Annotated in this window: 19 protein-coding genes and 1 pseudogene; 12 read left to right on the top strand and 8 right to left on the bottom strand. The window is 58.8% G+C overall.

What is annotated here, in order from left to right; translation table 11 throughout:
* The first annotated feature begins 678 nt into the window (after positions 1 to 678).
* The 3 genes from HMPREF3009_RS03205 to HMPREF3009_RS03200 all read left to right on the top strand — a co-directional run bounded on the left by HMPREF3009_RS03205 (position 679) and on the right by HMPREF3009_RS03200 (position 4,904).
* Positions 679 to 1,479 carry a Bax inhibitor-1/YccA family protein gene (locus HMPREF3009_RS03205; protein ID WP_070679983.1) on the top strand — a complete coding sequence of 267 codons (801 nt, stop codon included), beginning with the start codon at positions 679 to 681 and terminating at the stop codon, positions 1,477 to 1,479.
* An 853-nt stretch (positions 1,480 to 2,332) separates the two neighbouring features.
* Positions 2,333 to 3,004, top strand: a complete 672-nt coding sequence (locus HMPREF3009_RS13960) for a DUF3558 family protein (RefSeq protein WP_083312704.1) — start codon at positions 2,333 to 2,335, stop codon at positions 3,002 to 3,004.
* A 181-nt stretch (positions 3,005 to 3,185) separates the two neighbouring features.
* Positions 3,186 to 4,904, top strand: a complete 1,719-nt coding sequence (locus HMPREF3009_RS03200; protein WP_232760902.1) for a hypothetical protein — start codon at positions 3,186 to 3,188, stop codon at positions 4,902 to 4,904.
* A gap of 96 nt (positions 4,905 to 5,000) precedes the next feature.
* Here HMPREF3009_RS03200 and HMPREF3009_RS03195 read toward each other — a convergent pair whose 3' ends face one another.
* From HMPREF3009_RS03195 to HMPREF3009_RS03185, 3 genes are all read right to left on the bottom strand, one after another.
* On the bottom strand, positions 5,001 to 5,243 hold the full coding sequence (locus HMPREF3009_RS03195) for a hypothetical protein (protein WP_046648328.1): 243 nt from the start codon (positions 5,241 to 5,243) through the stop codon (positions 5,001 to 5,003).
* 48 nt (positions 5,244 to 5,291) lie between these two features.
* A complete protein-coding gene (gene greA / locus HMPREF3009_RS03190; protein WP_046648329.1) occupies positions 5,292 to 5,813 on the bottom strand; it encodes a transcription elongation factor GreA in 522 nt (173 codons plus the stop codon).
* 117 nt (positions 5,814 to 5,930) lie between these two features.
* On the bottom strand, positions 5,931 to 6,422 hold the full coding sequence (locus HMPREF3009_RS03185; protein ID WP_046648330.1) for a DUF4307 domain-containing protein: 492 nt from the start codon (positions 6,420 to 6,422) through the stop codon (positions 5,931 to 5,933).
* A 92-nt stretch (positions 6,423 to 6,514) separates the two neighbouring features.
* Between HMPREF3009_RS03185 and mca the strand changes: the two genes are divergently transcribed.
* Genes mca through HMPREF3009_RS03170 form a run of 3 tightly spaced genes read left to right on the top strand, consistent with a single transcriptional unit; the run spans position 6,515 to position 8,494 of the window.
* Positions 6,515 to 7,405: a mycothiol conjugate amidase Mca gene (gene mca, locus HMPREF3009_RS03180; RefSeq protein WP_046648345.1), complete on the top strand. Its 891-nt coding sequence runs from the start codon at positions 6,515 to 6,517 to the stop codon at positions 7,403 to 7,405.
* A gap of 3 nt (positions 7,406 to 7,408) precedes the next feature.
* Positions 7,409 to 7,702, top strand: a complete 294-nt coding sequence (locus HMPREF3009_RS03175; protein ID WP_046648331.1) for a hypothetical protein — start codon at positions 7,409 to 7,411, stop codon at positions 7,700 to 7,702.
* Positions 7,703 to 7,723: 21 nt separating this feature from the next.
* Complete coding sequence (locus HMPREF3009_RS03170) at positions 7,724 to 8,494, top strand: isoprenyl transferase (protein WP_046648332.1); 771 nt, start codon at positions 7,724 to 7,726, stop codon at positions 8,492 to 8,494.
* 14 nt (positions 8,495 to 8,508) lie between these two features.
* Here HMPREF3009_RS03170 and coaA read toward each other — a convergent pair whose 3' ends face one another.
* Entirely contained in the window at positions 8,509 to 9,435 is a 927-nt protein-coding gene (gene coaA / locus HMPREF3009_RS03165) for a type I pantothenate kinase (RefSeq protein ID WP_046648333.1), read from the bottom strand.
* Between the two features lie 196 nt (positions 9,436 to 9,631).
* Between coaA and glyA the strand changes: the two genes are divergently transcribed.
* A complete protein-coding gene (glyA, locus tag HMPREF3009_RS03160; protein WP_049155515.1) occupies positions 9,632 to 10,933 on the top strand; it encodes a serine hydroxymethyltransferase in 1,302 nt (433 codons plus the stop codon).
* On the opposite strand, the gene HMPREF3009_RS03155 is transcribed toward glyA, so the two are convergent.
* Positions 10,930 to 11,250 (bottom strand): DUF5997 family protein, encoded by a 321-nt coding sequence (locus tag HMPREF3009_RS03155; RefSeq protein ID WP_118779527.1) that lies wholly within the window; start codon positions 11,248 to 11,250, stop codon positions 10,930 to 10,932. The two genes, glyA and HMPREF3009_RS03155, sit on opposite strands and share 4 nt — an antisense overlap.
* 98 nt (positions 11,251 to 11,348) lie before the next feature.
* Here HMPREF3009_RS03155 and HMPREF3009_RS03150 point away from each other — a divergent pair, with 98 nt between their 5' ends.
* From HMPREF3009_RS03150 to HMPREF3009_RS03130, 5 genes are all read left to right on the top strand, one after another.
* Complete coding sequence (locus HMPREF3009_RS03150) at positions 11,349 to 12,050, top strand: LysR family transcriptional regulator substrate-binding protein (RefSeq protein WP_049155514.1); 702 nt, start codon at positions 11,349 to 11,351, stop codon at positions 12,048 to 12,050.
* 127 nt (positions 12,051 to 12,177) lie between these two features.
* On the top strand, positions 12,178 to 12,834 hold the full coding sequence (locus HMPREF3009_RS03145) for an LGFP repeat-containing protein (protein ID WP_070679979.1): 657 nt from the start codon (positions 12,178 to 12,180) through the stop codon (positions 12,832 to 12,834).
* A gap of 297 nt (positions 12,835 to 13,131) precedes the next feature.
* Positions 13,132 to 14,490, top strand: a complete 1,359-nt coding sequence (locus tag HMPREF3009_RS03140) for a PhoH family protein (protein WP_046648336.1) — start codon at positions 13,132 to 13,134, stop codon at positions 14,488 to 14,490.
* A gap of 71 nt (positions 14,491 to 14,561) precedes the next feature.
* Positions 14,562 to 15,137 (top strand): GNAT family N-acetyltransferase, encoded by a 576-nt coding sequence (locus HMPREF3009_RS03135; protein ID WP_046648337.1) that lies wholly within the window; start codon positions 14,562 to 14,564, stop codon positions 15,135 to 15,137.
* An 81-nt stretch (positions 15,138 to 15,218) separates the two neighbouring features.
* Positions 15,219 to 16,352 (top strand): hypothetical protein, encoded by a 1,134-nt coding sequence (locus HMPREF3009_RS03130; RefSeq protein WP_070517589.1) that lies wholly within the window; start codon positions 15,219 to 15,221, stop codon positions 16,350 to 16,352.
* 77 nt (positions 16,353 to 16,429) lie between these two features.
* Here the strand turns inward: HMPREF3009_RS03130 and HMPREF3009_RS03125 are convergent, their stop codons facing one another.
* The 3 genes and pseudogenes from HMPREF3009_RS03125 to HMPREF3009_RS03115 all read right to left on the bottom strand — a co-directional run.
* On the bottom strand, positions 16,430 to 18,004 hold the full coding sequence (locus HMPREF3009_RS03125; RefSeq protein WP_046648338.1) for an MDR family MFS transporter: 1,575 nt from the start codon (positions 18,002 to 18,004) through the stop codon (positions 16,430 to 16,432).
* Positions 17,998 to 18,621: a TetR/AcrR family transcriptional regulator gene (locus tag HMPREF3009_RS03120; protein ID WP_070679976.1), complete on the bottom strand. Its 624-nt coding sequence runs from the start codon at positions 18,619 to 18,621 to the stop codon at positions 17,998 to 18,000. Before HMPREF3009_RS03120 ends, HMPREF3009_RS03125 begins: the two co-directional genes overlap by 7 nt.
* A gap of 386 nt (positions 18,622 to 19,007) precedes the next feature.
* Positions 19,008 to 19,472 (bottom strand): annotated as a pseudogene (locus HMPREF3009_RS03115) (lyase family protein); the annotation flags it as partial.

Below are 19,472 nucleotides of genomic sequence, written 5' to 3'. Positions count from 1 at the left end.
TGTCTACCAAACAGGGGTCAGGTCCTATCGAAGCACCACTGGGAGTAGGAGACAGTGCCGTCTGACCATCGTGCTGGGCCAGGAGTGCCCTCAAGGCATTCCACGACGGTGGGTTCCGCGGGTACTTGTTCTACTGCTACAGGAGCGTCGGATGCGGGAAGTTCTGGGTCAGGTTGTGCCTCTTCCACGTGGGACTCTGGTTCCGTGGATGTGGAGGCGTCTGCGGGGGAGGTACTGGACGGGCTTGTGCTTGGTGGCGCCTCGTCGGGCCCAGTTTCGTTGCTGCTAGTACTCGTTGGACTTGGTTCAGGTGCGGGCCCGGTGCTGCAACTGCCGAGGGCAAAAGAAATAGCAGCAACCGCAAGGCTAAATTTCTTCATGCTGCTTGCCGCCTTCCATTGAAGTGATAGTGAATGAAAAGAACCCTAGCCTCTGCGCAGCGTACTTGGACGAGGAGCGGGGAGAAGACCTCACAATCCTTAGCCAAGGACACAGTGTGCTACCTCAGCGCAGCGGTGCTTCCCGACGTTTCGTTGACACGTGTGGACAATTTTGCGAATTTTGGGATTTTTGGGAACTTCCTAGCAATGGGGCACGTTGATCCCAGTGAAATGACAAACACGGCACCCCCTCCGGGGCTGCTTTTAGAGAAAGACTGTGAAAGGAATCGGGATTCGCGTGCGTTCTAGTAACCCCGTGATGAGTTCCCTCTCGTCCAGCCAAAGCCAGACCCAGGTTAACCCCTACGGTCAGAGCGACAATCCGTTTAACCAGGGAAACCGTAGCGCCGAGCGTCCGCTGACGGTTGATGATGTCGTGACCAAGACTGGCATCACCTTGGGCGTCATTATCGTTATGGCCGTGCTCAACTTCGCTATTGGTGAGTTGATCAACCCGGGCATCTCAATGATTCTTACCTTGGTTGGTGCGCTGGGCGGTTTCGTTACTGTTCTGGTCTCAACGTTTGGTAAGAAATTCGGATCTGCTGCGGTGACGTTAATCTACGCAGTGTTTGAAGGCCTTTTCGTGGGCGGATTCTCGCTCATGTTTGCCGGCGTATCCTTCGGTAACTCCGATGGTATGGCGCTTATCGGCCAGGCCATCATGGGCACCGTTGGCGTATTTATCGGCATGCTGATGGTCTACAAGACCGGTGCAGTCAAGGTCACCCCGAAGTTCAACAAGATCATGTTCGGCCTCATCGCCGGCGTGGCTGTGATGGCGCTGGGCAACTTACTGGGAGCTATCTTCTTCGGCTTTAACCCGCTGCGTGATGGCGGCATGCTTGCCATCATCTTCTCCTTGGTCTGTATCGTTCTGGCCTCCCTGTCCTTCATGACGGACTTCGATCAGGCTGACCGTCTCATCCGCCAGGGCGCTCCGGCTCAGTATGCTTGGGGCATCGCTCTCGGCTTGGCCGTGACCCTGGTCTGGCTCTACACCGAGATTCTCCGTCTGCTGAGCTACTTCAGGGACTAGCCTCGGTACCGCCTTTAAGAACCGGCGGCCGGCACCACAATCACTTGTGGGTGCCGGCCGCCGGTTTTCTATGTCCGGTTCGCTTGCAACTACAACCCCCGTGGGGAAGCAAGGAGCTCAGTGCTGCGCGATAGGTGCCGATGTCCTAGGCATGAGAAGAGTGCCTTCCCCATTGTTAGTACATGTGTGCCAGGGGTCTTGCGATTATTTGTGTGCCTCAATTGGCAATTTCTCACCACATACGGCGGGGCGTGAAGAGGAAAGAAACGAGCCTTGCAAAAAGTGCAAATCGGCGAGAAGATACCGTTGTCTTGGGAGAAATGTTCGATCGCCCAAGTCAAAAAACGGATGAAGAATCCCGTCCACGGTGTTCCGGAGTGACCTTTGACAGCGGTATGGAGTGTGACCTGGAATCACTTTCTGCGATTGCTTGTCACCCTACTCTGCGGAATTTATGCAAGGTCATAGGTGGTTTTGTGAACTGCTGTGAGGATGAATCTGGTCCATACTTCCGAAACACGCGATGGGGTCGTGCCTGCAGGGTGAAAAACGACGAACGAATGTTAACAGTGTTGTAATTAGGGGGCACCTGCATGGTCATAATCGGCAGCGCAGGCACAAGAGTCTCACGGCGCGCACCCACAATTCTTACAGGCGACGACCAGCACCTATTTATGAACCTTTTATTACTCGCATCTAATACATCATTATTTGCAACCCATTGAAAATGGGCTATGTGGGGTTGGCGCGACATATTGCGCATTCTCGTGCATTCTGGTCGCAGAAGCCGTTCGCTGAGCTTGGCTCTGGCGAGAGGCTTCTGATAGTCAGAAAAGTTGGTTGAAGGGAAACCATGAAGCGAATCGGGGGCCTTGCGTTGGTGGCGGTTTGTATAGGGGTGCTTTCAAACTGCGCAGCTCCGCTGGGCCTTAGTGCTCGCGACAATGGTAATAACTCGGGGGGCTTTAGCAACTTTTCTGGCGACATGTCCGGCGGTGGCTCAGTGGACTCGGGGGTCGCTGAAGCCACCGCCACGAAGGTGCGAGAGTCTCAAGCTTCAAGCAGTGAGTCTCGTGCGGGCGGTGGGGTACTACCGCCACTTGGTGAATTTGATCGTACGGAGCCTGGCTTCCAGGTGTTTGATCCATGTACCGCGGAGGCTCAATCTGCTTTTAGAAATTTGGGACTACTTTTCACGGGTGAAATCAATCGGGAGACTGGTTTTCGATCTTGTCGTTTTGAGGCCCTGGAACGTGATGGAAGCAAAGCCAGTGTGAGCATAGAATCTAGGGATTACTCGGTTACTGAGATTCGATCCGCTTTTCCTAATGGAACCGAGGCTGAGCTAGGAGGCGGAGAAGTAATCTACTTGGTTGAAGAATCGCTTATCGCGAATGCAACGTGTACGGGGTATGTGGAGACAGTCGAAGGTTCAATCTCATTATCTTGGACTAATTTGTCTAGCGCTAATTCGATAAAGGGCAACTGTAAAAACGTTGAAAGGGTAATACGCGCCGTCATCTAATTAGATGGGGGCTCGGGGGTGAATGATGATTATTAATCAAGGAAATTTAAATCAACAAGTTGAAGCAATCCATAACTTTGATCGAAATCTGTCTCTTGCTAAGGAGCGGGCACATAGCCCCCTTGACGGAGGATTCTCTCCAGTTACTGGCTTAAGCGAAGTCGGCGCAATCCACCAACGCGTGCTGGCAACCGACCCGGGGTCGGCGCGTAATTCCTTGGAGGGGTTTAGGGGACAGGTTTCTTGGCTCGGGGAGGCGCTCCAGACCGAGCTTGCCGGCTTCGAATCACAGGATGAGCTCAACAGCAGAGGGCTGGATGTCGCAGACGCCGGTGGCGGGGGCGCGGCGGAGGCGATGCCGATCGTGTCGCAACCAGATCCGGGATACAGCCCATTTGGGTTTACGGTTCCCATCGTTGACACCGGTGCGTCAATCATGGGACTGGCATCCAACTTGTTCAGCACCCGTTTCTGGGATGTCTCGGAAGCGAATGCGCGGTGGAGAGCCTTGAGCGGAGAAGTCGCCGATATCGTTGCGGGGCTGGAAAACTCGGCCGCGTCGTTGGAGGAGGAGAATGATAGCGAAGCCACCACGCGAGCGGCCCAGAAGATTCGTGAAGTTGCGCAGGCAGGAACACACTTCATTGCCAATGCCGAGGTCATGCAACAAAAGCTGTTCGGCTTCCAAGCACAGCTGATGAATGTGCAGCCAGAGGCAATCGCCTTGGCCTTCGAGGTAGCAGCAATTCCAGATCCCGTTGCACGCGAGGCCGCAGAACAGGCAGCGTTGGGATATATGCAGGGCGTGCTTCAACAGCAGGTTATTGCCGCCATGCCCTATCAGCACGCGCTCATGGATGCGGCACCACCCAGCGGTGGTGGGGATGTCAGTACCCAATTCGGCGCGGTCGCAGGTGATGGATCCCGCTACACTACGGAAGGCGTTGCCTGGCCGCAGCAGATTGCTGAGGCGATGGAAAGTGGCGCCGTCGGGCCAGGTTCCTTCGGCGTTGCAGACGGTGAAATCCAGGGGCTTGAAAGCGTTGGGATGGATGCTGGTGACATCGCGAAGTTTCATAGCGCATTGCATGATCGTGGACGCACGATCCTCAGCGAGTTGGGTTTCGGAGATTCGTTGGCACCCGTTAGTGCGGCGGACGTGAACACGTCGGCCGCGAGCGCAGGCGTAGGAACACTGAACCCGTCTCATGCTGGTGTTCCGGGGACGTCGGCAACTCAGATTGGTGCGCCGAACATTGGCGCTGGTCTGAGTGGACTAGGAGGCCTAGGCAGCGGTGCCGGTGGGCAGGGACTTGGCGCCGTTGGCCTTGCGAATGCGCGCGGCAACGCGCTACCTGGGGGTGTTGCCGGACTCAGCGGCCGGGGGCTGGGCCGGTTACCGGAGATGTCGGCGAATCCGACGACTGCAGCGGCGGGGCTAGGCGGCTTCGGTACTGCGCCCAGCGGACCGCAGACGGGTACGCACCCGGTTATCGGTGGCCTTCCCGGGGCCGTAGCGGGGAGTGGACTGCAGAGGGACGGAAGGGCGTCGCTAAGCGCAGGCAGTATGGCCGGAGGAGGAGTGATCGGTGGCGCTGGTGGAGTTGGCGGCGTCGGCGCCGGCAGCGCCGGTGGTATTGGTAACGCTGGCGGTACAAATAGTGTCGTAGGTGCCGCTGGGGGAGCAGGCGCCGCAAAGGCTGGCGGCGGACAAACCCGCGGCGCGGGTATGCGGATGATGCCCATGATGGGCGGAGCAGCCCGCGGCGGTGAAAGCGAAAAGAGGATCAAATCCGTCACCACGCAGGTTGAACGCGATCCGAACCGCCGAGATCTCCTCGGTGAAGCGCCCGCGGTGCTGCCCGGAGTCATCGGCGAGTGGGCCCGGGAAGAAAACTAGGGGCCGTGGGTGAGGGATATTCTCTCATAACCTCATAACGCGAAAAGCGGCGCCCGAATAACGGGACGCCGCTTTCGCTTTAAGCTGACGGTGAGCCTACTGCTGAACCGGAGCAGTGGTGTACTCGGCCGGAGCAACCTCAGTCTCAGCCGTGGCTTCAGTCTCAGCCGTTGCTGCGGTGGACTCGGATGCACCAGCACCCGGCGCCTCACCGGTGAAGGTGGCACCGGTGTCGACCTTCTCAGTGGAATCCTGCTCGCTCGGCGGGTGGCAAGCAGCCAGGGTGAGTCCAGCGGAGACAACCAGACCAGCGGCAGCGAAACGAGTGAACTTCTTCATGTGATAAAACTCTTTCTCAGAAAAACGATGACCTAAGAGCAGTATAAATTAGGACTTGCGCGGAGTTGCGGCCTTTGCGGAATCATAAGGTGCCGCGGAGACCACGGTCACCGACAAGGTCTTGCCGTTCGGCGCGGTGTACTCGCGGGTTTCGCCCTCAGCAGCACCCAGGAGGGCAGCACCCAGCGGGGACTGCTCGGAGTAGGTCTCCAGATCCTTGTTATCCGATGCCGCAGCGCGGGTACCGATAAGGAAGGTCTCGCGGTCTTCCTTGTCACCGTTGTAGTAGACATGGACGACAGAACCGATGTGGGCAACGCCTTCCTGGACGGCGGTGCGCTCGGTGGTGGAGTTAGCCAGAACCTCGGAGATCTGCTTGATGCGGGCCTCTTCCTGGTCCTGCATTTCGCGGGCGGCGTCGTAACCCGCGTTCTCCTTCAAGTCACCTTCCTCGCGGCGCTCATTAATCTCGGCGGCGACGACCGGGCGGTGGTCGATGAGGGCCTGCAGCTCGGCCTCGAGCTTGGCCTTGGTTTCCGGGGTGATGTACTGCTTCTGCTGCTCAGCCATAGTGCAACCTTCCGTTGACGGTTCCTGATGAACGGTTTTATTTCTTAAAGACTGGGCCTAAAAGCGCAGGTGGCGCGGCCCATTCAGAACGCTCAACATACTAGCATAGCTGGGCTTTTACTCGGCGTTTGCCTCACCCGCAGAATCCATGGTGCTGATATCGAGGTAGGAGGGGATATTTCCGGAGCAGCCGTAGACGCCACCGGCGACGGCAGGGTGATTGGTAGGGATGTCCACGGCGACGCGCTGGGCGGCTTCGCCGCCAGCCGGCACGGCAATTTCGCGGCGGCCCACCTCTGCCTTGGAATAGTCAAAAGCCTGCACGATGCAATAGGCAGGCTCCTCCACGCGGTTGCGGGTGATGTCTACCCACACGCGGGCGGTATCGTCGGAAAGAATCTCGTGGGTGACATAGGAGATGTCCGCGTTAATTTTCTGTTGGCTGCGCACGTACTGCACGCCAAAGACGACGGCCGCCACCAGCATGCCCAGGAAAATCAGGACTAGGGCCCGATTGGTCCAGGATTTCCCCGTGCGAGCAGAGGAGGACGAGGAACCGTAGCGAGACCGTGCGCGTGCGGAGCGAGAAGCAGGTTGGGCGTCAGACATGAGTCTGATTCTATCCAACGGTCGCTACGAAGTTACTATCCACTAGACTGGGCCTCTGTTTAAAGAAGCGATGTAGGGAGATGTATCACCCAGTGAGCACAAAGCGCCTTTTGGCTATTCACGCGCACCCTGACGATGAATCCTCGAAGGGTGCTGCGACGACCGCGAAGTATGCCGCGGAGGGAGCGGAAGTCCTCGTCGTGACCTGCACCGGCGGTGAGCGGGGGGATATCATCAACCCAGCCATGGACCGTCCCGGCGTCCTCGAGAACATGGGCAGTATTCGTCGTGAAGAAATGGCGAAGGCCGCCGCCGCCTTGGGAGTACAGCACCGGTGGCTCGGGCACGTGGACTCGGGCCTTCCGGGTAATCCGCTGGCCCCCAATATCAAGGACCTGCTGCCTGAGGGCTGCTTTGCTCTCAAAGAAGATGATGATGTGGCCCAAGAACTCGTGGAGATCATTCGGGAGTTCCGCCCCCAAGTCATCATTACTTATGACGAAAACGGCGGCTACCCGCACCCGGATCACCTCATGGTCTACCGTGCTTCTATGTTGGCGTGGGAGAAGGCGGGCGATGCCGCCTACCACCCAGAATTGGGAGAGCCGTGGGAGCCGCAGAAGCTCTACTACACGCACGGTTTCGTGTACCAGAGGATGAAGATCTTTCACGACCTCCTAGTAGAAGAGGGAAAGATTAGCCCCTATGAGCCGATGCTGGCGCGCTGGGACACCGCTTTTGGTGACATCATGGCGCGCGTGACCACGCAGGTAGAGTGCGCGGATTACTTCCAAAACCGGGAGGACGCCCTGCGCGCGCACGCCACCCAAATCGATCCGGCTGGTGCTTTCCTCGCTACGCCCGTCGCCGTGCAGCAGGAGCATTGGCCAACGGAGGAGTTCGAGTTGGCCAAGACCCGTGTCTCGTCCTCACTGCCAGAGGACGACCTATTTGCGGGAATCCCGGAAGTAGGGGAATCTTAAAGTATGAACGCTTTGTACTTCGCGGCGCATGACGTCGCCCTGCTCGCCCAAGGGAGCCAAAGCGGCCCGGTGGGACCGGAGTTCGGTAAGGCCTCGCCCATTGGTTTGCTGATCCTCGTTCTCATGGGAGTGGCCGTCCTTTTTGCAGGCTGGAACTTTCACCGCCGCTATTCGCGCTTCCGCCGCCGCACCATGTTCGCGCAGGATCATGGCATCGATCCTTTTGATGATGAGGCGGTCGATGCGGCAATGAAGGAAGCCGGCATCCTCGATAACAGCAAGAAGTCCATCTTTTAACGCAGAGGACGTTTCTCCACCGTGAAGTTCCTAAGCCAGCTCCTATACCCCCTGTATGAGGCGCGCCTAACGCGTGAGATTAAAAACAAACCGCAACCACGCCACGTGGCAATCATGGCGGATGGCAATCGCCGCTGGGCGCGCGAGGCGGGCTTTACGGATATCAGCCACGGCCACCGGCAAGGCGCGCGGAAGATCAGTGAGATGATTTCGTGGTGCCAAGGCACCGACATCGAAGTCGTCACTATCTACTTGCTGTCGACGGAAAACTTGAAGCGCAGCGAGCAAGAAGTGCAATTGCTCTTCGACATCATTTCGGATGTCGTCACGCACCTCTCCCAGGGTGACTTGGATTGTCAGATCCGCCTGGTCGGGCACTTAGATCTGCTCCCCGAACAGGTCACAGCCAAGATGCAGAGTGCGGCTGAGGCTACCGAGGATCACCAAGGTGTCATCGTCAATATTGCGGTGGGCTACGGCGGGCGCCAAGAAATTGTGGATGCCGTACAGAACTTGATCCGTAGTGAAGCACGCAAGGGGCTGAGCGCTGAGGAGATCGCGGAGAACGTGACTGCAGAGGCCATCACGGGCAACCTCTACACCAAAGGGTTGCCGGATCCCGACCTCGTCATCCGTACCTCCGGTGAGCAGCGGCTGTCCGGGTTCCTTCTGTGGCAGGCAGCCTATTCCGAGATTTGGTTCACGGATACCTACTGGCCAGCATTTCGCCGGGTGGATTTCCTGCGTGCCTTGCGCGACTATTCTCAGCGCTCGCGCCGCTTTGGGCGCTAACCGGGATACGCTGCCTAGAGCTTGCGCATCCTGACCTGTTCCACCAAATGGTGTGAGCCTTTGCGCAGGACCAGGGAAGCGCGCACCCGGGTGGGCAGAATATTCTCAATGAGGTTGGGCAGGTTGATGGACTGCCAGATTTCGCGTGCCTGTGCGTAGGCTTCCTCATCCGTCATGTCCGCGAAGGAAGCGAAGTGCGCGCCCGGCTCGCGGAAGGCAGTGTGCCGGAGCTTGAGGAAGCGGTCGATGTACCACTTCTCAATGTCGTCCACGCGGGCATCGACGTAGACAGAGAAGTCAAAGAGATCTGACACCATGAGGGTTGGCCCGGTCTGCAGGACGTTGAGGCCTTCCAGGATGAGGATGTCCGGTTGCCGGACCTCTTGGAATTCATCGGGGACGATGTCATAGGACACGTGTGAATACAGCGGTGCGGTAACCAGTGGTTTGCCGGATTTAACGTCGGTAACAAATCGCATGAGCGCGCGGCGGTCATAAGACTCCGGATAGCCCTTGCGCTGCATTAGCCCGTGCTCTTTGAGGTAGGCGGTGGGGTAGAGGAAACCATCGGTGGTGACGAGGTCGACCTTCGGGTGGGAATCCCAGCGTTCCAAGAGCACTTGGAGCAAGCGCGCCGTCGTCGATTTACCCACGGCGACGGAGCCGGCGACGCCGATGACGAAAGGCACGTGCGTCGGTGGGTTACCCAAAAAGGCCTCGGTGGCGGCGGTGAGTTTCTGGCGGGCCTCCACCTGCATGTGAATGAGACGGGATAGCGGCAGATAGACTTCCGCCACCTCGGTGAGATCGATGCGGTCACCAATACCACGGAGTTTTTCCACCTCGGTGGCCGTCAACACCTGTGGCATGGATTTACGCAGGGCACGCCACGTATCGCGGTCAAAATCGAGGTACGGGCTCGCATCGGTCATTCGCGCCATGCCGACTATTGTCGCACTGCATCCGGCGCCTCGTGCAATTGCCCCGAATGAAAAGATTCTTAGAGGCCCCCGCGCGGGGGATAGGGGCGTTAGGATGTAGAACTAGCTTCGGCGATTTCTAAAGCCGGTGGTGTTGTGCTGCGAGCGGGCGCCGCTGGTTATCTTGACCATCTGTAGGAAGGGACACCACGCTTTCATGACGACTACGAACAATTCAGACGTGCGCTACCAGGAGATGCGCGATCTTGACCCCGAGGTCTTCGATGCTATTTCTGGTGAGATCGCTCGTCAGCGCGATACCCTCGAGATGATTGCTTCGGAGAACTTCGTCCCCCGCGCCGTTCTGCAGGCGCAGGGTTCTGTTCTCACCAACAAGTACGCAGAGGGCTACCCGGGGCGCCGCTACTACGGCGGCTGCGAGCACGTTGATGTCGTGGAGGACCTGGCTCGCGATCGTGCCAAGGCGCTTTTCGACGCCGAATTTGCCAACGTCCAGCCGCACTCCGGTGCTCAGGCCAACGCTGCGGTGCTGGCGTCGCTGATCCAGCCGGGTGACAAGATCATGGGCCTGTCCTTGGCTCATGGTGGTCACCTGACCCACGGTATGAAGCTGAACTTCTCCGGCAAGCTTTACGACGTTGCCGCGTATGAGGTCGACCCGGAGACCATGCGCCTCGACATGGACAAGGTCCGCGAGCAGGCTCTGGCTGAGAAGCCGCAGGTGATCATTGCTGGTTGGTCCGCCTACCCGCGGACCATCGACTTTGAGGCCTTCCGCTCCATCGCCGATGAGGTCGGCGCCTACCTGTGGACGGATATGGCGCACTTCGCGGGCCTCGTGGCCGCCGGTCTGCACCCCTCCCCGGTGCCGCACTCCGATGTTGTGTCTTCCACCGTGCACAAGACGCTTGGTGGCCCGCGCTCCGGAATTATCTTGGCCAAGCAGGACTTTGCCAAGAAGATCAATTCCAACGTCTTCCCGGGCCAGCAGGGTGGTCCGCTGATGCACGTCATCGCGGCAAAGGCTATTGCTCTCAAGATTGCGGCCACCGAGGAGTTCAAGGAGCGCCAGGAGCGCACCCTGGAGGGCGCTCGCATTCTGGCTGAGCGCCTGACCGCTGAGGATTGCACCAAGGCGGGCGTCGACGTCCTTACCGGCGGCACCGACGTGCACCTCGTCCTGGCGGATCTGCGCAACTCTGAGCTCGATGGCCAGCAGGCAGAGGACCTCCTCCACGAGGTCGGCATCACCGTGAACCGCAATGCAGTCCCGAACGATCCGCGCCCGCCGATGGTCACCTCCGGCCTGCGCATCGGCACCCCGGCCCTGGCCACCCGCGGTCTTGACACGGCGGCCTTCACCGAGGTGGCGGATGTCATCGGTACCGCGCTGGCAAATGGCAAGAACGCGGACGTCGCCAAGCTGCGCGCCCGCGTGGAGAAGGTCGCCGCGGACTTCCCGCTGTACGACGGCCTTGAGGACTGGAAGCTGGTCTAAGCTTCCGAACGCTCCTCGGCGTGAGCTTTCCGGGCGGCCTCGAGCCACTCGGGCATTGCGCTGAGGAGCTCTTTGATTTCTGCGGTGGTGAGAGGGCGATCCATGTCGTTCTTCTTCAGCGCGGTCACGGAAATGCCCAGCTTCTGTGCCACCACCGGGCGCGGGTGCGGGCCCTCGCGGCGCAGGGTGGCCAGCCACTCCGGCGGGTTCTCCTGCAAGTCGCGCAATTGCGCGTGCGTTACTGCAATGGCTTGAAACTCCTCCGGGGCGGCCGGCAGGTAGATGCCCAGCTTCTTAGCCGCGGTTTGCGCGCGCATGGCGGTACCGGAAGGCTGCTGGGTTTCGTTGGCTGGGGTTTCATTATTCGGGGTATCAGTCACGCTCACCACGCTAGCAGCACCGTAGTATGAGGTGCATGCTCCGCCTTGTCTTTTGCACTGGTACAGAACCCGGTAAATGGTTTCGCCGCTACCGTGACTCGCATTCTCTCGAGTCCCTGGTGACCGCCGACGCCGATGATGCGATGGCGGCTCTTCTTGCCCAGGAAGCTGACCTTGCTCTGACCCGCCTGCCAGATCTACGGGTCGATGACAGCTTCCATGTGGTTCGGCTGTACGAGGAAGCGCCTGGGATCGCAGTTCCGAAGGATTCCGTGTACGCCGAGGTAGGGGAGGACATTACACCGGAGGATGTCGCCGAAGAGATCGTGAATTACCGGATTGCGCAGGATGGCAGCGTCGACGTCCCTGCCCTGCGTACCGCTCTCCAAGTTGTGGCAGCCAACGTGGGCGTGGCCATCGCACCTCGACCGCTGCTGAAGGTGCTCAGCAAGAAGCAAGTCGTGGCACTGGGCTTGGAGGATCCCACTGTTGCGCGCACGGAGATCGCTTTGGTGTGGCGCCGAGCAGACGATGGTGACGAGATTCAGGATTTCGTCGGCGTGGCGAAGGGAAGGACGCGGAATTCTTCCCGCAATGTTGCTGAGAAGCGCAGTGCCCGTGACAAAGCAAAGGCTAAACAAGCACGCAGAAAGTCGCAAGGAAAGTCTCACAAGGGCTCGATTTCCAAACCGTTATCGAAAAGATATAGGGGGTCTCAGCAGCGGAAACGTAGATAAGGAAGGCTCTTTGTTGTCAAATCATAGGTGCATCGGTGGCGGGGCGGCCGCGGCCGAGCCTACGGTGGACTTTGTTCTCAACAAAAGTACTTAGAACAGTGCTCAACAAAAGAGAAAGGTTTAGATAATGAAGAAGATGACTCGTCGTTTCGCTGCTGGTATCGCCGCTGCGACCCTTTCCCTGGGTGTCGTTGCCTGCTCCGATGCTGAGGACGCCGCTAAGGACGCTGGCGACGCTGCACAGTCCGCCGCGTCCGATGCTACCGATGCTGCCGGTTCCGCTGCTAACGAGGCAAAGGACTCTATCAACGGTTCCGAGTCCGCTGAGGCTTCTGATTCTGAGGCTTCCGATTCCGAGGGCGCTGACTCCTCTGAGGCGGAGTCTTCCGATTCGGGTTCCGCTGATTCTGAGGGTGCCGAGGGTGATAAGGAGAGCGTCTCCACCGCTAACGGTGATGTAGAGGTCCCTGCCGACTTTGCGCAGGCCATCAAGGACAAGGCCGCCGAGTGGGGCGATCTGGAGTCCATCGAGTCCACCGATGCCGGTAGCGTTGCTACCTTCGCCAAGGACAAGCTGCTGGCATTCAGCGAGGGAGATGGCTCCCAGCCGATCATCGGCAAGATCGCTGAGACTTGGACCGAGGAAGGCGGCTTGGACAGCAAGGTTGGTCTGCCGACCGCCCCGGAGAAGGCCGAGGGCAACGGCTGGGTACAGGAATTCGCCAACGGCACCATCTCCTGGATGCAGGGTGAGTCCGGCGAGTACGAGGCCACCATTAACTAAGAGGGCTCACAATAGAGCCAGCTTTCTAAGAAATGCTCCGCACTGTAAAACCAGTGCGGAGCATTTCTTTGTGGTTTGTGAGGGAGCGAGCCGACTGGTGGGGATGGTGTGGCTCTGGGGATTGTCGTTTTAATACTGTTCATCTTGCACCCATGTAATTTCAACCTTTGCTCTCTAGCGTGGACGGTGTCCGGAGGTTCACAGGAACGTCCGGACAGTTCGAAAAACCACCAGCTTCACCATGCCCACCCAGGTCGTTGAGTTGGGGCGGGCATAACAAGGGAGAACCCTGCCGCTATGACCAATCCTTCCGTCCTGACCGAGCAGCCGCACGAGGCCGCTGTGGTTACCAAGACCTATGTCATCGATACCTCCGTCCTTCTCTCCGACCCTTGGGCGTTGCGTAAATTCGCAGAGCACGATGTGGTGCTGCCCATCGTCGTTATCTCTGAGTTGGAAGGAAAACGTCATCACCCGGAGCTTGGCTGGTTCGCCCGCCAAGCTCTTCGCTTTTTGGAGGACCTCCGCGCTACCTATGAGGCGCTGGATCAGCCTCTTCCCGTCAACGCCGCGGGCGGAACGCTGCGCGTGGAACTCAACCACCAGGATCAGTCCTTGTTGCCGGCGGCCTTCCGCGGGCCGGAGGGAGACCACCGAATCCTGGCCTGCGCGCTCAACCTGCAGCACGAGGGCAAGGACACCGTCCTGGTGACCAAGGATGTTCCGCTGCGCGTTAAGGCGGGCGCCGTGGGCCTGCAGGCAGATGAGTACCACGCGCAGGACGTTGTGCTCACGGGATACACCGGTATGGCTACGGTGCAGACCACCGCGGAGGTCATCGATGAGCTCTATGGGGAAGGCGAGGTGCTTATCGACGGCTCAGTGACCACCGCCGGCACCCGCGTCGAGGACCTTCCGGTGCACTGCGGCGTGACTCTGCAGGCAGGCGGGCAGTCAGCGCTGGGCCGCATGACGGCCGAGGGCGCAGTGCGCTTGGTACGCGGTGATGCGAATGTCTTTGGTCTCCAGGGGCGCTCGGCTGAGCAGCGGGTAGCTTTGGACCTGCTGCTGGATCCTTCCGTGGGCATCATGTCCATTGGAGGCCGTGCAGGTACCGGTAAGTCTGCACTGGCCTTGTGTGCCGGTCTAGAAGCTGTGCTGGAGCGTGGCGAACACCGCCGTATCGTGGTCTTCCGCCCGATGTATGCGGTGGGTGGGCAGTCCCTGGGATACCTGCCTGGCTCCGAGAGTGAGAAGATGAACCCGTGGGCGCAGGCGGTCTACGACACGTTGGAGGGTCTCGTATCGGAAAACGTCATGGATGAAGTCCAAGACCGAGGCCTCTTGGAAGTTCTCCCACTGACCCATATCCGCGGCCGCAGCCTGCACGATTCCTTCGTCATCGTCGATGAGGCCCAGTCGTTGGAGCGCAACGTGTTGCTGACTGTCTTGTCTCGCTTGGGGCGCGGATCGCGCGTGGTGCTGACCCATGACGTGGCGCAGCGAGATAACCTGCGCGTGGGCCGGCATGACGGTGTGCAGGCAGTCATTGAAAAGCTCAAAGGGCATGAGCTCTTCGCTCACATCACGTTGCAGCGCTCTGAGCGCTCTGCCATTGCGGAACTTGTCACCGATTTGCTGGAAGGTGAGAACTAACTCGTTCGCGAATGGCGATCTTGTAGGGGTCTGCTTGGCATTGGTCGTGCGTGCTCAGTAATAATTGTCCTATGAGCGACAACGCGAAAGACAAGAAGAAGGATTTCCGCATCCGTCCATTCACTGCGGCGGACTACCCGCAAATGCGCGAAATCTACGAGCAGGGCCTCAACACCGGCCACGCTACCTACGAGACCCGGTCGCTGACCTTCGAGGAGTTTAAGAACGTCAAGATCATGTCGTCAGTCTTCGTTGCGGTGGAGGCGGACGATGACTCGAAGGTTCTCGGCTGGGTCTGCGCTGCGCAAGCGTCTACCCGCACCGTGTTCCACGGCGTGGTGGAGGATTCCATTTACCTGAGCAAAGAGGCCCAGGGCCGCGGTATTGGCGGCGCCTTGTTGGATCAGCTCATCGAGGTATGCCGTGACCTGCACAAGTGGGCCATCCACTCATGGATCTTCCCGGAGAACGAAGGTTCTGCCGGGCTGCACAAGTCCCGCGGCTTCGTCAAGGTGGGCACCTACTCCCACATGGCAAAGATGACCTACGGCGAGCTCGCCGGCCAGTGGCGCGATACCGATGTATACGAGTTGCTTCTGCCTAAGCCGGAGGAAAAGAAGGCAGCAGCCAACGAGAAGAGGAAGTAATTATCTCACTTTTCTAATATCAGGGCAGGAGTGGGGATAGAATAGAACCTGTTCTCATCCACTCTCTATCGAAGGCGAATCATGTCTTTCCGCACCTCTGTGCTTGCCCTTTCTACCGCCGTAGCCGTGTCGACCGGTGCTTTTGTAGCGCCCGTTGCCACGGCTGCTGAGTTTCCACCTGCTGGCTCCGTTCCTGTAGCAGAGCTCAACGTTAACTATCCCGATGGCGCTCTGGCATATGTCTTTGCCGAGCCGGTCATGCAATCCGACATTGACTTGGTTACCCGCCAAGTTCGTCAGCTGCGCGGCAAGGCTTGGGATGCGAATCTTCCCTTCGACGGTGCAACGCTGCAGCAGGCAGCTGCCGCTGCGGGCTATCACACCCGTGAAGAGTATATGAATGCGATTTCTTGGGATCGTGGCCTTGAGCACGCGGTTTTGCAGCGCGCTGCGGAGGAGAATTTGGATTTCAACCACGAGCGGCTCCCTGGGGTAGGGGCCTTTGGGGTCATCGATAATCTGTTGGCCGGAGAAAATCTCACCACGGCAGACATGCCGGGCGCTATTGCATCGTGGTCGACGGATAGCAACCAAGGCTCCAGTGAGTGGGAACAGCTTGTTCGTGCAAACGGACAAAGGAATCCACAGAATGGCCACTTCTACTCGATCATTGATCCCGTTCACGTAACTTTTGCTCAGGCACAGGTAGGAAAGGTCACCGCAGGCTTCTTCTCCAATCGCGATATGCCGGGTGAACCCGCTCGCATCACCGGCCGCCACGCATTCCCCATCGCTGTGCCGGAAAGTGCAGTCAATGATGCCGAACTGATGACGACTGGAGGCACCTCGGTGGGAAGCCAAGGCAGCCTGGGCTTGAGCATCGATGGATTCTGGGGAGCGAAGCTAGGGGTGCCGGTGGCGTCGCCAAGCTCAAGCGATCCTGAGGTTCTTAAAGTCAACGAGGACGGTACCTACGAGGCTAAGTCGGAGGGAACCGTGACCGTCACCTTTAACACCTATGTGGTGCGCAATGGTCAGCCCCAGTTGTCGGACAACCAAGTCACCAAGATCGTGCAGGTGACCAAGAAGTCTCTTGCTGGAAACCTAAGCTCCGGTGGTGCGGATGCTGGAACCATCGTGGGCATCATTGCAGGCGTGCTTGCGCTCATTGGCGTAGCTGCCCAGGTGGCTCGCCAGTTGGGAATTCTGCGTTAAATACTCTGGTATGAAAAATCCTCGCTACGTCATTGTTCGTAGCGAGGATTTCTTGTTGTTGAGCGGGGACCGACGTCCTAGTCGATGGTCTCCTTGAGGTGCTCCTCCCGCACCGGCAGGATGAGCAGGAGAGCGATGATAGCCATCGGGACCATGAGCAGGATGACCGGGGTGAGGCCGTCGTTGTAGGCGTTGAGGATGACGTCGCGGATGGGGTCCGGAAGCTGTGCCACCATCGACGGGGTCAGGCTAGAGGAACCGCCGCCCTCAGCGCTGAACTTTTCTGCAAAGGGCGCGCCAGCCTTGCCCATGGAAGCAATGGCGGCAGGCATGTTGGCTGCCAACTCATCCTTCATGTTGTGGATGAACAGCGAACCCACCAAGGAGGCACCCATGGCGGAACCGATCTGGCGGAAGAAGTTGTTGGCCGCCGTTGCGGTGCCCACCAGTGCCACGGGGAAGGAGTTCTGAACGATGAGAACGAGCACCTGCATGACGAAGCCGAGGCCGATGCCGAAGACGAGGAACTCAGCGCCAAGTTGAGTCAGGGAGGTATCCACAGTCAGCTTCGACATCCAGAACAGCGCGCCTGCCGTAATGGCGAGACCGATGATGGGGTAGCGCTTGTAGTGGCCAGTTCGGGCGATGATGAATCCCACTGTGGTAGATGTGCCGATCATGCCGAGCATCATCGGGATCATCATGAGGCCCGCCTTGGTCGGCGTCAGTGTATGCACCATCTGCAGGTAGGTCGGCATGTAGCCCAGCACGCCGAACATAGCCAGCCCCAGCACCATGCCGGCGGCCGTCGTGAGCACCATGTTGCGGTTCTTAAACAGCAGAACTGGGATCAGAGGCTCCTTGGCCCGCTTCTCGACGAAGACCGTGATGACAGCACCGATCACAACGATGACGGCCAAGGTGAGAATGACGGGATCCGACCACTCATACTGGGTGCCGCCCCAGGTGGTCATGAGGATGAGCGAGGCGGTCGTGATGGCGATGAACGTGGCGCCCAAGGCATCAAACTTGCGCAAGTCAGTATCACCAACGCGCAGGTGCAGAACGAGCACACAAACGGTCATGGCGAGAAGACCGAGGGGGATATTCATCCACAGGCCCCAGCGCCAGCCGGGACCATCAGTGAACCAGCCACCGAGGACTGGGCCGAGGACGGAGGACAAGCCGAAAACGCCGCCCATGATGCCCATGAACTTGCCGCGCTCACGAGCCGTGGTGACCTCAGCAATGATGGACTGGGAGGAAATCATCATGAATCCAGCGCCGAAGCCCTGAATCGCGCGGCCGATGATGAGCAGGTTCATAGAGTTGGCGAAGCCGCCCACGGCGGAACCGATGACGAAGGTGGCAATGCCGCCGATGTAGAGCCACTTGCGGCCCATCATGTCACCGAGCTTGCCGGAGATGGGCATAGCGATGGTCATGGTGACCAGGAAGGCGGAGATAACCCAGCTCATGTGGTCGACGCCGCCGAGCTCGCCGACGATGGTGGGCAGGGCGGAAGCGAAGATCATCTGCCCCAGGGAGCTCATCAACATGGTGAGCACGAGGGCAGAGAAGACGAGGGCAAGGTTGTTTTCCGGCTTGCCGTTGTCAGCGTGGGACGCTGACGGTTTCGCGGTAGCTACCATGAAAGTCCTTTCGAATAGTTGTTGATGAGCGTGAGTGCGGAGTCAAAGCGCTGCTCAAAGGGGATGTCGCAGCTGAAGTCTGGGGAGGTGGTGGCCAACCAGAAAGCCTCACGGATGGTGACAGCAATGAGGAGTGCCTCCGTGTGCGGGGAGACATCCGGCATGGTCTTTAATGCTGGCTCCTTCTCCAGCCGCTGGGTGAGTAGCTCAAGGACTTCGTTGGACTTGGCACGCTTTCTGCTTAAGGACGCCGCCGCTGCGTCCGCATCGCGGGAGATACGGCGGCGTCGCTCAGTAATCTCCCTGTTGGCGTGCTGTCCAATGAGGTGTTCCTTGATGAGGTCTACGGCCAGCTTGAAGAGGTTCTCCGTGGGGGTTTCGAGCAAATAGCTCTTCTGCTCCTGGGAAAATTCTTGGCTGGGGTTGCCCAGAACAGCTGAGTCCTTGGAATCGAAATAATTAAAGAAAGTACGCCGGGAAATACCGGCCTTCTCACAAATCTCCTCCACCGTAACTGCAGCAAAGCCGTGCTCGTCTACCAAGAGGGTGGCAGCATCCTCTATACGTAGGCGAGTTTTTAGGCGTTTTTGCTCGCGTAATGACAATTCTTCTTGCACAGAGTGCAATCCTACACTCAGTGCAAGTTTGCACCAAGTGCAATGCTGGTGATTCTCATGATGGCGGGACGATTTTTATGGCGCAGCGCACACGAAAGGAGATAAGAACAGCAACCCCATCCTTCGCGTCCACCGGCAGCGTGGGCTGTGGCTGGTTAAGGCTCGCCGTGAGCGCGAAGGGCGCGAAGTGATGGCTAGGAAAGAAACTCTCAAGCCTAAAACTGCCCTAGTTGACGAAGTTATTGCCAGATCTTGAGGCGGAGGCTATAACTTTGGCAGGACGGGCAGTTTGGCTACCCCGACCCTGCTGTTGGCCCAGCGGGGTGGATGGGAAAACGGCGAAGCCGCCCTCCCGAAGGAGAGCGGCGGCGTGGGCGAAAGCGAGCTTAGAAGTTGTCGCGGTCGCGGTTGGTCATGGTGAGAACGTTGAGGCGCTCATCGAGCTCTTCCTCGGTGAGGTTCTCGCCGTCAACGAAGCCGAGGTCGATGACTGCCTCGCGGACGGTGATCTTCTCGTTCAGCGCGTGCTTAGCTGCCTTGGCGGCGTTCTCGTAGCCGATCTTGGAGTTCAGCGGGGTGACGATGGAGGTGGAGGACTCCGCAAACTTCTTCATGCGCTCCTCGTTGGCCTCGATGCCGTCGATGCACTTCTCGGCGAAGACGCGGGAGACATTTGCCAGCAGGCGGGAGGACTCGAGGACGTTGCGGGCCATCATCGGGATGTAGACGTTGAGCTCGAAGTGGCCGTTGGAGCCGCCGAAGGCAACAGCGGCGTCGTTGCCGATGACCTGGCTGACCACCATGGTGGCGGCCTCGCTCAGAACCGGGTTGACCTTACCCGGCATGATGGA

It is taken from the genome of Corynebacterium sp. HMSC034H07 (assembly GCF_001815175.1).
Taxonomy (GTDB): Bacteria; Actinomycetota; Actinomycetes; order Mycobacteriales; family Mycobacteriaceae; genus Corynebacterium; species Corynebacterium hiratae.
Note: the sequence above shows the minus strand (reverse complement) of the source record. Positions and strands in the feature narration are given on the sequence as shown.

Excerpts from the sequence above, each read along its gene's own strand:
- HMPREF3009_RS13960 (WP_083312704.1), top strand. The coding sequence starts at position 2,333 with ATGAAGCGAATCGGGGGCCTTGCGTTGGTGGCGGTTTGTATAGGGGTG.
- HMPREF3009_RS03195 (WP_046648328.1), bottom strand. The coding sequence starts at position 5,243 with ATGAAGAAGTTCACTCGTTTCGCTGCCGCTGGTCTGGTTGTCTCCGCT.
- greA (WP_046648329.1), bottom strand. The coding sequence starts at position 5,813 with ATGGCTGAGCAGCAGAAGCAGTACATCACCCCGGAAACCAAGGCCAAG.
- HMPREF3009_RS03185 (WP_046648330.1), bottom strand. The coding sequence starts at position 6,422 with ATGTCTGACGCCCAACCTGCTTCTCGCTCCGCACGCGCACGGTCTCGC.
- HMPREF3009_RS03175 (WP_046648331.1), top strand. The coding sequence starts at position 7,409 with ATGAACGCTTTGTACTTCGCGGCGCATGACGTCGCCCTGCTCGCCCAA.
- coaA (WP_046648333.1), bottom strand. The coding sequence starts at position 9,435 with ATGGCGCGAATGACCGATGCGAGCCCGTACCTCGATTTTGACCGCGAT.
- glyA (WP_049155515.1), top strand. The coding sequence starts at position 9,632 with ATGACGACTACGAACAATTCAGACGTGCGCTACCAGGAGATGCGCGAT.
- HMPREF3009_RS03155 (WP_118779527.1), bottom strand. The coding sequence starts at position 11,250 with ATGCGCGCGCAAACCGCGGCTAAGAAGCTGGGCATCTACCTGCCGGCC.
- HMPREF3009_RS03150 (WP_049155514.1), top strand. The coding sequence starts at position 11,349 with ATGCTCCGCCTTGTCTTTTGCACTGGTACAGAACCCGGTAAATGGTTT.
- HMPREF3009_RS03145 (WP_070679979.1), top strand. The coding sequence starts at position 12,178 with ATGAAGAAGATGACTCGTCGTTTCGCTGCTGGTATCGCCGCTGCGACC.
- HMPREF3009_RS03140 (WP_046648336.1), top strand. The coding sequence starts at position 13,132 with ATGACCAATCCTTCCGTCCTGACCGAGCAGCCGCACGAGGCCGCTGTG.
- HMPREF3009_RS03135 (WP_046648337.1), top strand. The coding sequence starts at position 14,562 with ATGAGCGACAACGCGAAAGACAAGAAGAAGGATTTCCGCATCCGTCCA.
- HMPREF3009_RS03130 (WP_070517589.1), top strand. The coding sequence starts at position 15,219 with ATGTCTTTCCGCACCTCTGTGCTTGCCCTTTCTACCGCCGTAGCCGTG.
- HMPREF3009_RS03125 (WP_046648338.1), bottom strand. The coding sequence starts at position 18,004 with ATGGTAGCTACCGCGAAACCGTCAGCGTCCCACGCTGACAACGGCAAG.